At 72.4% G+C, this 14161-nt stretch carries 15 protein-coding genes, 1 pseudogene and 1 riboswitch; of the genes and pseudogenes, 11 read left to right on the forward strand and 5 right to left on the reverse strand.

Translation table 11 applies throughout. The features are described from left to right. Positions 1–11: 11 nt before the first annotated feature. Both AC507J_RS29070 and AC507J_RS29075 read right to left on the reverse strand, forming a co-directional pair. Positions 12–701 carry a helix-turn-helix domain-containing protein gene (locus AC507J_RS29070; protein WP_496293184.1) on the reverse strand — a complete coding sequence of 230 codons (690 nt, stop codon included), beginning with the start codon at positions 699–701 and terminating at the stop codon, positions 12–14. A 29-nt stretch (positions 702–730) separates the two neighbouring features. Next, positions 731–887, reverse strand: a pseudogene (locus AC507J_RS29075) (helix-turn-helix domain-containing protein); the annotation flags it as partial. 105 nt (positions 888–992) lie between these two features. On the opposite strand from AC507J_RS29075, the gene AC507J_RS29080 reads away from it, so the two are divergent. The 3 genes from AC507J_RS29080 (at position 993) to AC507J_RS29090 (ending at position 4671) form a co-directional block, all read left to right on the forward strand. Then, positions 993–1910 carry an ABC transporter ATP-binding protein gene (locus AC507J_RS29080; protein ID WP_496293152.1) on the forward strand — a complete coding sequence of 306 codons (918 nt, stop codon included), beginning with the start codon at positions 993–995 and terminating at the stop codon, positions 1908–1910. Next, positions 1910–3535 carry an ABC transporter permease gene (locus AC507J_RS29085; protein ID WP_496293154.1) on the forward strand — a complete coding sequence of 542 codons (1626 nt, stop codon included), beginning with the start codon at positions 1910–1912 and terminating at the stop codon, positions 3533–3535. Before AC507J_RS29080 ends, AC507J_RS29085 begins: the two co-directional genes overlap by 1 nt. A 188-nt stretch (positions 3536–3723) precedes the next feature. Then, positions 3724–4671, forward strand: a complete 948-nt coding sequence (locus AC507J_RS29090) for an endonuclease domain-containing protein (protein WP_496293156.1) — start codon at positions 3724–3726, stop codon at positions 4669–4671. A gap of 69 nt (positions 4672–4740) precedes the next feature. Here the strand turns inward: AC507J_RS29090 and AC507J_RS29095 are convergent, their stop codons facing one another. The 3 genes from AC507J_RS29095 to AC507J_RS29105 are packed head-to-tail and all read right to left on the reverse strand — an operon-like array spanning position 4741 to position 7168. Continuing rightward, entirely contained in the window at positions 4741–5472 is a 732-nt protein-coding gene (locus AC507J_RS29095) for an amino acid ABC transporter ATP-binding protein (RefSeq protein WP_496293158.1), read from the reverse strand. Beyond that, positions 5469–6251, reverse strand: coding sequence for an amino acid ABC transporter permease (locus AC507J_RS29100; RefSeq protein WP_496293160.1), 783 nt, complete (start codon positions 6249–6251; stop codon positions 5469–5471). Before AC507J_RS29100 ends, AC507J_RS29095 begins: the two co-directional genes overlap by 4 nt. Positions 6252–6286: 35 nt before the next feature. After that, complete coding sequence (locus tag AC507J_RS29105) at positions 6287–7168, reverse strand: ABC transporter substrate-binding protein (protein WP_496293162.1); 882 nt, start codon at positions 7166–7168, stop codon at positions 6287–6289. A gap of 259 nt (positions 7169–7427) precedes the next feature. Next, a riboswitch (SAM riboswitch) is annotated at positions 7428–7540 on the reverse strand. A 309-nt stretch (positions 7541–7849) separates the two neighbouring features. On the opposite strand from AC507J_RS29105, the gene AC507J_RS29110 reads away from it, so the two are divergent. From AC507J_RS29110 to AC507J_RS29145, 8 genes are all read left to right on the forward strand, one after another. After that, complete coding sequence (locus AC507J_RS29110) at positions 7850–8152, forward strand: urease subunit gamma (protein WP_496293164.1); 303 nt, start codon at positions 7850–7852, stop codon at positions 8150–8152. After that, positions 8149–8472 carry an urease subunit beta gene (locus AC507J_RS29115; RefSeq protein ID WP_496293166.1) on the forward strand — a complete coding sequence of 108 codons (324 nt, stop codon included), beginning with the start codon at positions 8149–8151 and terminating at the stop codon, positions 8470–8472. Before AC507J_RS29110 ends, AC507J_RS29115 begins: the two co-directional genes overlap by 4 nt. Next, positions 8469–10172 carry an urease subunit alpha gene (locus tag AC507J_RS29120; protein WP_496293168.1) on the forward strand — a complete coding sequence of 568 codons (1704 nt, stop codon included), beginning with the start codon at positions 8469–8471 and terminating at the stop codon, positions 10170–10172. Before AC507J_RS29115 ends, AC507J_RS29120 begins: the two co-directional genes overlap by 4 nt. Continuing rightward, positions 10172–10855 (forward strand): urease accessory protein UreF, encoded by a 684-nt coding sequence (locus tag AC507J_RS29125; protein WP_496293170.1) that lies wholly within the window; start codon positions 10172–10174, stop codon positions 10853–10855. The genes AC507J_RS29120 and AC507J_RS29125 overlap by 1 nt, the downstream gene beginning before the upstream one ends. Then, positions 10845–11633, forward strand: coding sequence for an urease accessory protein UreG (ureG, locus tag AC507J_RS29130; protein WP_496293172.1), 789 nt, complete (start codon positions 10845–10847; stop codon positions 11631–11633). Before AC507J_RS29125 ends, ureG begins: the two co-directional genes overlap by 11 nt. Next, entirely contained in the window at positions 11633–12388 is a 756-nt protein-coding gene (locus AC507J_RS29135) for an urease accessory protein UreD (RefSeq protein WP_496293174.1), read from the forward strand. Before ureG ends, AC507J_RS29135 begins: the two co-directional genes overlap by 1 nt. A 4-nt stretch (positions 12389–12392) precedes the next feature. Beyond that, positions 12393–13358: a DUF6968 family protein gene (locus tag AC507J_RS29140; protein WP_496293176.1), complete on the forward strand. Its 966-nt coding sequence runs from the start codon at positions 12393–12395 to the stop codon at positions 13356–13358. Between the two features lie 62 nt (positions 13359–13420). Further along, positions 13421–14161 (forward strand): SAM-dependent methyltransferase (locus tag AC507J_RS29145; RefSeq protein ID WP_496293178.1); only part of this gene is annotated, 741 nt, incomplete at its 3' end.

The following is a 14161-nucleotide window of genomic DNA, read 5'->3' on the forward strand; positions in this document are numbered from 1 at the left end:
CCGTCTCAAAACTATCCGGAAATCGTCTCAGTACTCGATGATGATTCGAGATACCGGTAGAGGGTGGCCCGGGAGACGCCGAACTCGGCGGCGATCTCGTCGGCCGAATGGGTGCCGGCCGCATGCATCCGGCGGGCGGCCAGCACCTGCTCCGCGGTCATCGCCGGCGGACGTCCCGGCCGTCGCCGCCCGGTGACCCGCGTTGCCGGGACCTGGGTGCGACTCGGCGCGAGGTCCGGGACGCCGTCCGGCGTCGCACCGGCGACCGGGCCGTCCGGCGTCGCACCGTCGATCCGGGTGCCGTCCGCGGCTGCGCCGTCGCCCGGGCCACAGTGGTCGGCTGCCCCGACACTCAGCAGGCGGCGGACGCCGTCGAGCATGTCGGCCCGCAGCACCGGTGCGGGTACGTCCAGGAGGAACACCACCGGATCACTGCACATCGCGATCGCCTGTACCGCCCGGACCCGGTCGCGGCGCTGCCCCTCCGGCCCGGCGACTATCTCGTTGGCCCGCATGGCGATCCGCACCAGCCGGTGGTACGTGTTGCCCCGGTCGACCAGCGCGAGATCGTGGAAGAGCATGCCGAGCGGGGCGCGGTGTTCGAGCATGAGGTCCACCCAGCCCTCCAGCAGGGTCCACCTCGCCTGCTCGGGCGGCAGTGCCCCGGCGGTCTCCACCAGCGTCTCCAGGCCACGGACCATGGGCTCGGCCAGGGCGGTGAGCAGGTCTCCCTTGCTGGGAAAGTGGTAGAGGATCGCGGCCTTGGTCAGCCGGAGTCGCTCGGCGATCTGGCGTAGCGAGGTGCGCTGGTAGCCCTGCTCGGCGAAGAGGTCGAGCGCGGCGCGCAGGATCCGGCTGCGCGTGTCGTCGGTTTCCGCCCAGGTCATGGAGGACAGCGTAGTCGGCTTTGACCGTCGGAAAGCATGGCTGCGCCACTCCCTTACCATCGGTCAGTAGAGTGGGATCGACACCGGTACGGCGGGAGGGCGTCCATGTCAGTGATCTCGATTGAGAACCTCGTCAAGACCTTCGGTGGGGTACGCGCACTCGACGGGCTCGACCTGCGGGTGGAACCGGGGGAGGTGCACGGCTTCCTCGGGCCCAACGGCTCCGGCAAGTCGACCACCATCCGGATCCTGCTCGGTCTGCTGCGTCGCGACTCCGGGCAGGTACGGCTGCTCGACGGCGATCCGTGGCGCGACGCGGTCGCGCTGCACCGGCGGCTGGCCTACGTGCCGGGCGACGTCAACCTCTGGCCCAACCTCTCCGGTGGCGAGGCGATCGACCTGTTCGGCGCGTTGCGCGGCGGGCTGGACCAGCGCCGTCGCGACGAGTTGCTGGACCGTTTCGACCTGGACCCGACGAAGAAGTGCCGCACCTACTCCAAGGGCAACCGACAGAAGGTCGCCATCGTCGCGGCCTTCGCCTCCGACGTCGAGCTGTACGTGCTGGACGAGCCGACCTCAGGGCTGGACCCGCTGATGGAGGCGGTGTTCCAGGAGGAGGTTCGGGAGCTGACCGGTGCCGGTGCGAGCGTGCTGCTCTCCAGCCACGTGCTGGCCGAGGTCGAGGCGCTCTGCGACCGGGTGAGCATCATCCGCGAGGGCCGGGTGGTGGAGGCCGGCACCCTTGCCGAACTGCGGCACCTCGCCCGCACCACGGTGACCGTCCAGACCGGCCGCCCGCTTACCGGCCTGGAGACGCTGCCCGGGGTGCACGAGGTGCGCCCGATCGACGGCCGGGTCCGGCTGGAGGTCGAGCCCGCGCACCTCGACACCCTCCTCGCTCACCTGGTCCGCTTCGAGGTGCAGGCGCTGACCAGCGCACCGCCCACCCTGGAGGAACTGTTCCTGCGGCACTACGGCGACAGCGCCAACGGCGGTCGGGCCGCCACCGCGGGTGGTGCCTGATGAGCGCCTTCACCGGTACGTTCCGACTGGTCCGACTCGCGCTGCGCCGGGACCGGATCCGGCTGGCGATCTGGGTGCTCGGCACGCCGCTGATCGGGTACGCCCTCGCCGAGAGCGTCGCCGGCCTCTACCCGGACGAGCAGACCCGCGTCGGCTACGCCGAAACGGTCGTCACGAGCGTGGTCGCCCGCGCCTTCAACGGTCCGATCGCCAGCATCGAACTCGGTGCAGTGGTGGTCACCGAGACGTACCTCACCCTGGCCCTGCTCGCCGCGCTGCTCAGCACCTTCGCGGTGATCCGGCACACCCGGCAGAACGAGGAGACCGGCCGGGCCGAACTGCTCGGTGCCGCCGCCGTCGGCCGGTACGCCCTGCTCACCGCCGCCCTGGTGGTCGTGGTCGGGGCCAACGTGCTGGCCGCCGGCCTGCTCGCGCTGGCGTTCGTCGGCGCGGGGCTGCCGGTTGCCGGATCGGCGTCCGCCGCCGCGGCGATCGGCGGCATCGGCGTCGCCTTCACCGGTGTCGCCGCCGTCACCGCCCAACTGACCGTCACCTCCCGGGGCGGCAACGCGCTCGCCGCCGCCGCGGTGGGGGTCGCGTTCCTGCTGCGGGCGGCCGGCGACGTGCTCGGCGAGAGCGCGGCAGGTGGAGTCCGGCTGGAGAGCGCCTGGCCCACCTGGCTCTCGCCGTTGGGCTGGGGCACCCAGGTCCGGGCCTTCGGCACGGAACGCTTGTGGGTTCTCGCGCTGCCCGTCGCCCTGCTCCTCGTCAGTGTCGCCGTGGCCTTCGCGCTGGCCGAACGCCGGGACGTCGGCGCCGGCCTGTTCGCGGCGCGGCGCGGGCCGGCACGGGCCGCCGCCGGGCTGCTCAGCCCGGCCGGACTGACCTGGCGGCTGCACCGCGGCTCGCTTGCCGGTTGGGCGGTCGCGGTGGCGGTGCTCGGACTCTCCATGGGGGTGGCCGGAAACGAGGTCGACGCCATGATCGCCGAGAATCCGCAGGCCGCCGAGGCGATCGCCCAACTCGGTGGCGGGGCGGAGCTGGTCGATTCGTACCTGGCCGCGATGCTCGGCCTGTTCGCGCTGACCATCGGGGCGTACGTCGTCCAGGCCCTGCTGCGCACCCGCAACGACGAGTCCGACGGTGTGCTGGAGGCGCTGCTCGCCACGGCGGTCGGCCGCACCCGATGGCTCGGTACGCAGGTGCTCGGCGCGGTTCTCGGCGCGTTGGCGCTGATGCTGCTGGCCGGCGTCACCACCGGACTCGGCTACGGCCTAGCCGCCGGCGACCCGCTCGGGTGGACCGTCGAGTTGGCCGGGGCGGCGTTGCTGCGGCTGCCGGCCCTGCTGGTGGTCGCCGGCGTGGTGACCGCCCTGTTCGGCGCGCTGCCGCGCTTGTCGGTCGCGCTGAGCTGGACGGTGCTGATCGTCTTCCTGCTGCTCGGCCAGTTGGGCGTCGTGCTCGACCTGCCGCAGGCCGCCCTCAACCTGTCGCCCTACACCCACATCCCCTCGGTACCCGCCGCCGACCTCACCGTGCTGCCGCTGCTCACCCTCACCGTCGCGGCGGTGCTGCTGCTGGCGGCCGGCCTGACCACCTTCCGCCACCGCGACACCCCGCGCTAGCAGTACAGCTAGCCCACGTGATCGTCTGTCGCCGAGTGACTCGACACGCCGCGAAAGTAGTCACTCAACGACAGACGATCAGCCACCCTCATAGCACAACCGACCCACCGCGCGGGGACTGTGCACAGCAGCGGTGGCTGTCCACAGGGGGCGGCGGGCGGTGCTCGGGCGCAGCACGCTCTGCGGCCATGGATGCCGTACTCCGTGGCCTGCTCGATGCCCGTGGCGGGGTGGTGACCCGGGCACAAGCGCTCGAGGTCGTGCCGCCGTGGACGTTGCGAAGCGGGTACCGCAATGGCCTGCTGTGTCGGGTGCTGCCAGCGGTTTACGTCGACGGGAGACTGTTGGCCGGAGCGCTTCCGCCGGTACCGCTGGCCGCGGTGCCACCCGAGGTCGCTCGGCGGGCGGTGCTGGCGTACGCCGACGGACCCGCGGCGTTCAGCTCGCTTACCGCGCTGGACGTGCACGGGCTGCGTCCACAGTCACCTGGCGAACCGCTGCATCTCGACGTCCCTCTCACCACGGGGTTGCGGAGCAGACCGCACCTGGTGGTGCACCACCGCACGGCGTTCACGCCGCGACCACCGCAGGTCGTGACGCGTCGCGGTGTACCGGTCACTCCGATCGAGGACGCGCTGGTGACGGCGTGGCCGGTGCTGTCGGCGGACGATCGAGCCGGATCGGTCATCCAGGCGGTAAACGATCGCCGGACCACGCCACAACGGCTCGGCGCTGCGCTGGCGCTCGTGCCGAAGCTTGCCGGCCGCGGTGAACTCCGCGGCCTCGTGCACCGGCTCGCCGTCGGCTGCCGTAGTCCGCTCGAGATCTGGGGGCATGATCGGGTATTCACCGGTCCCGGAATGCCGGCGCTGCGGCGACAGGTACGTGTCCGGGTGGCGGGACGGACGATGTACCTCGACCTGTATGCCGAGCGGGAGCGGGTCGACATCGAGTTGGACGGCACGGCCTCGCACGGTGATCCGCGCCAGCGCGAGGTCGACCTGCGACGTGACGCGCTGCTCGCCACCGTCGGCATCCTGGTGGTCCGGTTTGCCCATCGTCGCCTCATCCGCGAGCCCGGTGAGGTACGCCGGGAAACGTTGGCCATCCTGGCCAGCCGCCGCCGGCAATGTTGATGTCCGTGACGAGTGGCAGGCCAGGTCTCAACCTCAGCCGTAATTCCCACCACCATTCGCTGGTGAGCGCTAGAGCACCTGGGAGAGGAAGCGGCGTAGGCGGGGGTGCCGGGCGGACTCGAAGATCGTTTCCGGTTCGCCGGCCTCCAGCACCACTCCGGCGTCCATGAAGGCGACGGTGTCCGCGACCTGGCGGGCGAAGCCCATCTCGTGGGTCACCACCACCATGGTCATGCCCTGCGCGGAGAGGTCCGCCATCAGCGCCAGCACGCCCTTGACCAGTTCCGGGTCCAGCGCCGAGGTGGCCTCGTCGAAGAGCATCACCTCCGGCTGCATGGCCAGCGCGCGGGCGATGGCGACCCGTTGCTGCTGCCCGCCGGAGAGGTGCGCCGGCCGGGCGTCGGCCTTTGCGGCCAGCCCCACCCGGTCCAGGTGCTCGCGGGCGAGCGCCGCCGCCTCGTCCTCGCCGAGCTTGCGGATCCGGCGCAGGGCGAGGGTGATGTTGCGCAGCACGCTCATGTGCGGAAAGAGGTTGAACTGCTGGAACACCATGCCGATCCGCTGTCGCAGGGCGTCCGGGTCGTCGCGCAGCACGCTGCGGTCGTCAAGCAGCACGTCGCCGCGGTCGGGTTCGAGCAGCCGGTTGACCGTACGCAACAGGGTCGACTTGCCCGACCCGGACGGGCCGATCACGCAGGCGGTGGCGCCCCGGGCCACGTCCAGGTCGACTCCGCGCAGCACCTGGTGCTGCCCGAAGGCCAGGTGCACGTCGCGCAGGCTGAGACTTACCGATTTGCTCATCGCTGGTTGCCTCCGGCGGCGCCGGGCAGCGCCAGGTCCAGGTCGTCGGGGTCGTCGCCGGCCGGTCCGGTCGCCGGTCGGCCGTGCCGCAGCCGCCGGTCGATCCAGTTGACCACGTGGGTCAGCGGCACGGTCAGCGCCAGGTAGAAGAGCCCGGCCAGCAGCAGCGCGGACTGGTTGCCGGTGTTGGCCGCGTAGTCCTGCCCGATCCGGAACAGCTCCCGCTGGCTGGCCAGCAGGCCGAGGAAGTAGACCAGGCTGGAGTCCTTGATCAGGGCGATCAGCTGGTTCACCCAGGCCGGCAGGATCCGGCGGATGCCCTGCGGGATGATCACCATCCGCATCGCCTCCCACCAGGAGAAGCCCAGTGCGCGAGCCGCCTCCAGCTGGGTCGCCTCCACCGACTGGATGCCGGAGCGGAAGATCTCCCCGATGTACGCGGAGGCGATCAGCGACAGCGCCAGGATGCCAAGCGGGTACGGGTTGGGCCCCCACACCTGCATGCCGAGCGGCGCCAGGCCGACGCCGATCAGCAGGATCGTCGCCGCCGCCGGCAGACCGCGGAACACGTCGGTCCAGACCCGGGCCGGCCAGCGCAACCATCGGGTACGCGAGATGCCCGCCACGGCCAGCAGGATGCCCAGCGCCGAGCCGAGCAGGGCGGCGGTGACCGCCAGGATCAGCGTGTTCGGCAACCCGACGGTGAGCATCTCGGGTAGTGCCTCGCGCATCGACTCCCAGTCGAAGAACGTCTCCCACAGGGTGCGCAACGGATCCACGGTCAACCTCCGCCCGGCTCGCTCGTCGTCCTACTTCAGGAAGCGGCCGACGCCGAGGGCGCCGCCGAACCTGCCGCCGAGGGCACCGAAACCTCGCCGCTGCCCGGGGTGAAGTCGTCCGGGATGGGCCGGCCCGGGTAGTACTGCTCCTGGAGCCGGGTCCAGGTGCCGTCGGCGATCACCTCGTCGAGCGCCTTGTTCAGCGCCTCGCGCAGCGCGTCGTTGCCCTTGGCGAAGGCGTACGCGGTCGGGGCGGGGCTGAGTTCGGTGGCGGCCACCTTGATCTTGCCGCCGCTGTCCGCCGCGGTCTTCTCACCGATTTCGGCCGGGGCGATCCAGGCATCGGCGGTGCCGGCCTTGAGCTGGTTGATCGCGCCGTTGTAGTCGGGCACACGTACCGGGTCGAGGCCCTTGTTGGTGGCGTAGTCGTCCTGGACGGTGCCCTGCACGACCACCACCCGCTTGCCGGGCAGTTCGTCGAAGCTGCTCAGCGTCGATCCGGCGGGTACGTCCAGGCCGAAGTAGCCGAAGTCGTACCCGTTGCCGAAGTCGACGGTCTTCTTCCGCGCCTCGGTGATGGTGATCGAGGAGCTGCCGATGTCGAACTTGCGGGTGTTCACCTGCGACAGCAGCGCCGAGAAGTCGGTGCCGACGAACTCCACAGTCAGCCCGAGTTTGTCGGCGGCGGCGACCAGCAGGTCGTTGTCGAAGCCGGTGAACTTGCCGTCGGAGAGGTACACGTTCGGCGGGGCGTCGGTGAGCGTGCCGGCCCGCAGCACCCCGGGTTGGAGCAGGTTGTACGGGTTGTCGGCGGTGCCACCGGCGGAGTCGGAGCCGCAGGCGGTCAGGGTGGCGGCAGCGAGGATGGCGGCGGTGCCGACGGCGGCGGCCCGGGTCAGGGCAGGAAGGAATCGCACAGGTGTCTCCTGATTGAGCTACGGCGGGCACGGACGTGCCACACCGACGGTCCGTCGCAGGACGGACCGCTGGAACGGATCGTGGGAAAGCGAGAGATTGGTCGGCCGACCCGACCGGCGCGGTCAGCTACACGCGGCGCTGCACACCCGCATCATGTCGACGTGCCGGCGTTGGGTCAGGCCGGCACCGGGGATGACAGGAGCGGATCGAGGGTCGTACGGCATGGCTCTCCTTCAGGTCGTGATGACCTGGGCAACCAGGCCACGCTTGCACCGGAGGCTGCTCCGATGCCTGGTCCTCACCCGGGGCACCCCTGCGCGGACGAGGGTTGCCGGCCAGCGAGCCGGGGCTTGACGCTGGCGCTCATGACCTGCCGACGAGGCTAGCAGCAGGTGACGGGGGAGCGTCCACCCGTTATGACGCCCCTCACGCGGATGGCCGGGGTACGGGGGTGTTGCCCGGAGGCGCGTGATCCCTTACGGTCTGGTCAGCGGTGGGCGGTGCGGTCCGCATCCGAGACGACACCGTCGGTGGTCCAGCACGCGGGCCGGGAGGGTGGCACTCCCGGGCCCCAGGCGCGTGGTGGTGTGCCGGCGGGCGAACCCCGAACCGTGCGGTGGCGCGTCGAGGCGCCGGCCCGGCGGTTACATGGGGGCGCGGACACCCACCGGGAGCCCCAGTTGTACCTCACCCCGCACGAGCAGGACCGCCTGCTCGTCCACGTGGCGGCCGACGTCGCCAGGCGTCGCCGCGAGCGCGGCCTGCGCCTCAACTATCCGGAAGCCGTCGCGGTGATCACCGCCTTCCTGCTCGAAGGGGCGCGCGACGGCAGGTCCGTGGTCGACCTGATGTCCTCCGGTCGCACCGTGCTGAGCCGGGACGACGTGCAGGACGGCATCCCCGAGTTGCTGGGGGAGGTGCAGGTGGAGGCGACGTTCCCGGACGGCACCAAGCTGGTGACGGTGCACCACCCGATCCCGTGATCCCCGGGGAGATCCTGCCGGCCGACGGCCCGGTGGAGATCAACGCCGGTCGGCCGGTGACCACGCTGCTGGTGGTGAACACCGGCGACCGGCCGGTGCAGGTCGGCTCGCACTACCACTTCGCCGAGGCCAACCCGGCCCTGGACTTCGACCGGGACGCCGCGTGGGGGCAGCGGCTCGCCGTACCGGCCGGCACGGCGGTGCGCTTCGAACCGGGGGTGAGCCGCAGCGTCGACCTGGTGCCGCTCGCCGGTACCCGGGTCGTACCGGGCCTGCGCGGCGAGTGCGGCGGCGCGCTGGACGGGAGGCGGGACGCGTGAGCGCCGTGGAGCGTGACCGGTACGTCGCCCTGTACGGGCCGACCACCGGCGACCGGATCCGGCTGGCCGACACGAACCTGCTCATCGAGGTCGAACACGATCACTGCGCCGGCGGCGACGAGGCGGTCTTCGGCGGTGGCAAGGTGATCCGCGAGTCGATGGGCCAGTCCCGGGCGACCCGTGCCGAGGGTGCCCTGGACACCGTCATCACCGGCGCCGTGGTGCTCGACCACTGGGGCGTGGTCAAGGCCGACGTCGGGCTGCGGGACGGGCGGATCGTCGCGCTGGGCCGGGCCGGCAACCCGGACACCATGGACGGCGTCCACCCCGACCTGGTCATCGGCCCGGCCACCGAGGTGATCGCCGGCAACGGCCGGATCCTGACCGCCGGGGCGGTCGACACGCACGTGCACTTCATCTGCCCGCAGATCGTCACCGAGGCGCTGGCCAGCGGGGTCACCACCCTGGTCGGTGGCGGCACCGGCCCGGCCGAGGGCACCCGGGCCACCACGGTCACCCCGAACGGCTGGCACCTGGCCCGGATGCACGAGGCGCTCGACGCGTTCCCGGTGAACGTGCTGCTGCTCGGCAAGGGCAACACGGTCTCCACGGAGGCGCTCTGGGAGCAGTTGCGGGCCGGTGCCGGCGGGTTCAAGCTGCACGAGGACTGGGGGACCACCCCGGCGGCGATCGACGCCTGCCTGCGGGTCGCCGACGCCTCGGGGGTGCAGGTCTCCATCCACACCGACACGCTCAACGAGGCCGGGTTCGTCGCCGACACGCTGCGCGCGATCGGCGGCCGGGCGATCCACTCGTACCACACCGAGGGGGCGGGGGGCGGGCACGCGCCGGACATCATCACCGTCGCCGGCGAGCCGAACGTGCTGCCTTCGTCGACCAACCCGACCCGCCCGTACACCCGCAACACCCTCGCCGAGCACCTCGACATGCTGATGGTCTGCCATCACCTGAACCCCGCCGTGCCCGAGGACCTGGCGTTCGCCGAGAGCCGGATCCGGCCGTCCACAATGGCCGCCGAGGATCTGCTGCACGATCTCGGGGCGATCTCCATAATCGGCTCGGACTCGCAGGCGATGGGCCGGGTCGGTGAGATCGTGCTGCGGACCTGGCAGAGCGCGCACGTGATGAAGGCCCGGGTGGGCGCGCTGCCCGGCGACGGTCGCGCCGACAACCACCGGGCCCGGCGGTACGTCGCGAAGTACACGATCTGCGCGGCCATGGCCAACGGCCTCGACCACGAGATCGGGTCGGTGGCGCCGGGCAAGCTCGCCGACCTGGTGCTCTGGGAGCCGGCCTTCTTCGGCGTACGTCCACACCTGGTGATCAAGGGCGGCATGATCGCGTACGCCCAGCTGGGTGATGCGAACGCCTCCATCCCGACCCCGCAGCCGATGCTGCCACGGCCGATGTTCGGCGCGTACGGCGGCGCGGCGGCCGCCACCAGCCTGGCCTTCGTCGCCCCGGCGGCGCTGGACGCCGGACTGCGGCTGGACGTGCGGCGCCGGGTGGCGCCGGTGGCCGACGTGCGGTCGCGCGGCAAGACCGACCTGCCGGAGAACGGAGCCCTGCCGCGCATCGAGGTCGACCCGGACACCTTCACGGTCCGGATCGACGGCGAGACGGTCGACCCGGATCCGGTGACCGAGCTGCCCATGGCTCAGCGGTACTTCCTGTTCTGATGGGTATCTCGACGATGCTGCTGCTCCTCGCCGACGGGCGCTTCCCGGCCGGGGCGCACGCCCACTCGACCGGGCTGGAGGCGGCCGTGGCGGGCGGCCGGGTGACCGACCTGGCCACGCTGGACGCGTACCTGCGCGGTCGGCTGGCCACCGCCGGACTGGTCGCGGCGGCCTTCGCGGCGGCGGCCCGGCGGGCGGCCTGGTCGGCGGGGCGGCCGGCCGTGCTGGTCCGGCTGGACGCCGAACTGGACGCCCGTACCGCCTCGCCCGCCCAGCGTTCGGTCTCCCGCCGGCAGGGCCGGGCGCTGCTGCGGGCGGGCCGCCGGATCTGGCCGACCGCCACCTTCGACGACCTGCCGGCCGAGCCGGGCGGGCCGCACCAGCCGCTGGTGCTGGGACTGGTCGGCGCCGCCGCCGGCCTCGACCCGGCGCAGGTCGCCACGGTCGCCGCCCACGCCACGGTGTCCGGCTCGGCCAGCGCCGCCGTACGCCTGCTCGGCCTCGATCCGTATCAGGTCCAGTCCCTGCTGGTGCGGCTCGCCGGCGCCTGCGACGCCGTCGCGGCGCGGGCGGCTCGGGCCGCCGAGGCACCACCGCAGCGGCTGCCGGCCGCCGCTGCTCCGCTCGCCGACATCCATGCCGAAGCCCACGCCACCTGGGAGGTGCGTCTCTTTGCGTCCTGAATTCGAGCACGACGAGTCCGTTCCACACACCCACCCCGAACCGGGGGTCGACCCGCACGCCCCGCTGCCGGCCGCCGGGCGGGCGTTGCGGGTCGGCATCGGCGGACCGGTCGGCTCCGGCAAGACCGCCCTGGTCGCCGCCCTCTGCCGGGCGTTCGCCGACGAACTGCGCCTCGGCGTGGTGACCAACGACATCTACACCACTGAGGACGCCGACTTCCTCAAGCGCGCCGGGGTGCTCGACCCGGCCCGGATCCGCGCGGTGGAGACCGGTTGCTGCCCGCACACGGCGATCCGCGACGACATCGGCGCCAACCTCGACGCGGTCGACGAGTTGGCCGAGGCGCTGGGCCCGCTGGACCTGGTGCTTGTGGAGAGCGGCGGCGACAACCTGACCGCCACCTTCAGCCGGGGCCTGGTCGACCGGCAGATCTTCGTGGTCGACGTGGCCGGCGGGGACAAGGTGCCACGCAAGGGTGGTCCCGGGGTGACCGCCGCCGACCTGCTGGTCATCAACAAGACCGACCTGGCCCCCATGGTCGGCGCCGACCTGTCCGTGATGGACCGCGACGCCCGCGCCCGCCGGGGCGAGCTGCCGACGGTCTTCCAGTCCATCACCGAGGACCCCCTCGCCACCCGGGTCGCCGCCTGGATCCGCCACGAGTTGGCCCACCACCGCGCCGCGACGGCGCTGGTCACGGCGGACCATGCCGCCGTACCGCCGGCCGGCATCGACCGCCCCGAGCCGGCCGTCACGATTCCCGCCGGGCCGGCCTGATGCGGGCCACCGCCCGGCTGGTGGCCCGGGCCGACCGGCACGGCCGAACCACGCTGGCCGAGCTGCGCGGCGAGAGCCCGCTGCTGCTGCGCCAGGTCCCGGGCGCGGGCGGTGGTGTCACGGTGTACGTCGTCGGCGGCGCGGCCGGTCCGCTCGCCGGCGACGAACTGCGGCTGGACGTCGAGGTCGGCCCGGCTGCGGTGGTACGCGTGCGGACGGTCGCCGCCTCCATCGCGCTGCCGGGCCGCCCCGGCGCGGTGTCCCGGATGCTGGTCCGGGTCACCGTCGCGGCGGGAGCCACCCTGCACTGGCTGCCTGAGCAACTGGTCGCGGCGGCCGACTGCGCGCACGTCGCCGACGCCCAGGTGGAGGTCGCCGAGGGCGGCACCCTGCACTGGCGCGACGAGCTGATCTGCGGCCGGCACGGCGAGCAGCCCGGCCACGCCGAGATCAACACCTGGGTCGACCTGGCCGGCCGGCCCCTGCTGCGGCAGTCCCTGACGGTCGGGCCGGACGCCCCCGGCTGGTCCGGTCCGGCGGTGCTCGGCGACGCACCGGCCACCGGCTCGCTGCTGGTGGTCGACCCGGCCCGGCCCGCCGAGGCGCCGGCGGTGCGGGGGACCGTCGCGCGGCTGCCGCTGGCCGGTGGCCCGGCGACACTGTGGACCGCCACCGCCCCCGACGCGCACACCCTGCGCGGGTATCTCGAACCGGCGAACGGGTTGGATATCATCGCGGTTCCGGCCGGGGCATAGGAGCGTGGCGTTGTACGAGCTGGGTGAGGTCGTCGCCGAGCGGCGGATCGCGATCGTCGCTCCGGACGGTGCCACGTCGGAGGTGGTCGTCCGGTTCGGCAAGCCGCACCCCGACCCGTTGCCGGGCGGTGACTGGTGCTGCCCGTTCCAGATCGAGGGACTGGGCGAGGGTGCGGTCGACGCCGCGTTCGGAGTGGACTCCCTCCAGGCGATGCTGCTGGCGGTGCACAGTGTGCGGCTGCTGCTGACCGAGCACGCCGAGCAGACCGCGGCCCGGTTGGACTGGTTTGGGCAGCCCGACTGGGGCCTGCGCGTCGATCCGGGTTTGTCGTCCCGCGAGGTCACCACCCGGCACGCCTACCTCGCCGCCGCCGGCATCGTCGCCACGCTGCTGCGTACGCCGGTGCTGGCCGAGCGCTGGACGACGCCGAGCGCGCTGCCGTACTACTCCGTCGGCGGGCTGGCCCGGCACCTCGCCAACCAGGTCACCCAGCCGGCGGAGCTGCTCGACGCGCCACCGGGACATCGCGCGATCGAGGTGCTGGCGCACTTCACCGGCAGCGACTGGGTGACCACAAGCGCCGACGACGCCGATAACACCGACATCCGGGACCGGGGTGAGCGGGCCGCCGCCGAGACCACCGCCGATCGGCTCGCCGCCGAGGTCGAGGAGGTGCTGGCGAAGCTGCGCCACACGGTGCCCGCCGAGCCGCCGCACCGGATCGTCGACCTCGGTGACTGGGGTCTGGCCGTCGACGACTTCCTGCTGACCCGACTGATGGAGCTGGTGGTGCACGTCGACGATCTGGCGGTCAGTCTCGACCTGCCGACGCCCGAGCTGCCGACGGAGGCCATCGAACTGACGAACGACCTGCTCACCCGCATCGCCGCATGGCGGCACGGCCCCCTCGCGGTGGTGCGTACGCTGTCCCGGCGGGAACGTGCCCCGGAGACCGTCAGCGCGCTCTGAGCGGCCGACATCTGGGTTAATCGGTTGGCCCGGGCGGTACGGCTGGCTAGCGTGCCGGGTTCATGGACCTACCGCGTAGTTTCGTCATCCGGGAGGGCGACCTCCGCATCCTCAACCCGTTCGACGCCAGCAAGCTGGCCACCCTGGGCCGGGCGCTGAAACTCGCTCCGGGCACGTCGATCCTCGACCTGTGTAGCGGCAAGGGTGAGCTGCTCTGCACCTGGGCCCGCGACCACGGGGTGGTCGGCACCGGCGTCGACATCAGCACCGCCTTCACCGCCGCCGCCGGGCAGCGGGCCGCCGAGTTGGGGGTGGCCGAGCAGGTGCGGTTCGTGCACGGTGACGCCGCGACGTACGTCTCCGACGGGCCGGTCGACGTGGCGGCGTGCGTCGGTGCGACCTGGATCGGCGACGGTGTCCCCGGCACCCTGGAGATCCTGACTCGGAGCCTGCGGCCGGGCGGGATGGCGCTTGTCGGCGAGCCGTACTGGCGGATCGATCCGCCCGACCAGGCAACCGTCGAGGGCTGCCACGCCACCACCCGTGACGACTTCCGGGATCTGCCCGGACTTGTCGGTCTCTTCGGTGAGCAGGGCTGGGACCTGGTCGAGATGGTGCTGGCCGATCAGGACAGTTGGGACCGTTACGCGGCGGCGCACTGGCTCAACCTACGTCGCTGGCTGGATGACAATCCGGCGGATCCGCTCGCCGACGAACTGCGGCAGGAGCTGACCGAGGATCCGCTGCGCCACGTCCGCCACCGCCGCGAGTACCTGGGCTGGGGCGTCTTCGCGCTGATCCGC

The organism is Micromonospora sp. PRAS1, from assembly GCF_059553435.1.

Coding starts and splice junctions, on each gene's coding strand:
- AC507J_RS29125 (WP_496293170.1), top strand. CDS start 10,172: ATGGGTATCTCGACGATGCTGCTGCTCCTCGCCGACGGGCGCTTCCCG.
- AC507J_RS29135 (WP_496293174.1), top strand. CDS start 11,633: ATGCGGGCCACCGCCCGGCTGGTGGCCCGGGCCGACCGGCACGGCCGA.
- AC507J_RS29085 (WP_496293154.1), top strand. CDS start 1,910: ATGAGCGCCTTCACCGGTACGTTCCGACTGGTCCGACTCGCGCTGCGC.
- AC507J_RS29090 (WP_496293156.1), top strand. CDS start 3,724: ATGGATGCCGTACTCCGTGGCCTGCTCGATGCCCGTGGCGGGGTGGTG.
- AC507J_RS29095 (WP_496293158.1), bottom strand. CDS start 5,472: ATGAGCAAATCGGTAAGTCTCAGCCTGCGCGACGTGCACCTGGCCTTC.
- AC507J_RS29080 (WP_496293152.1), top strand. CDS start 993: ATGTCAGTGATCTCGATTGAGAACCTCGTCAAGACCTTCGGTGGGGTA.
- AC507J_RS29070 (WP_496293184.1), bottom strand. CDS start 701: ATGGTCCGTGGCCTGGAGACGCTGGTGGAGACCGCCGGGGCACTGCCG.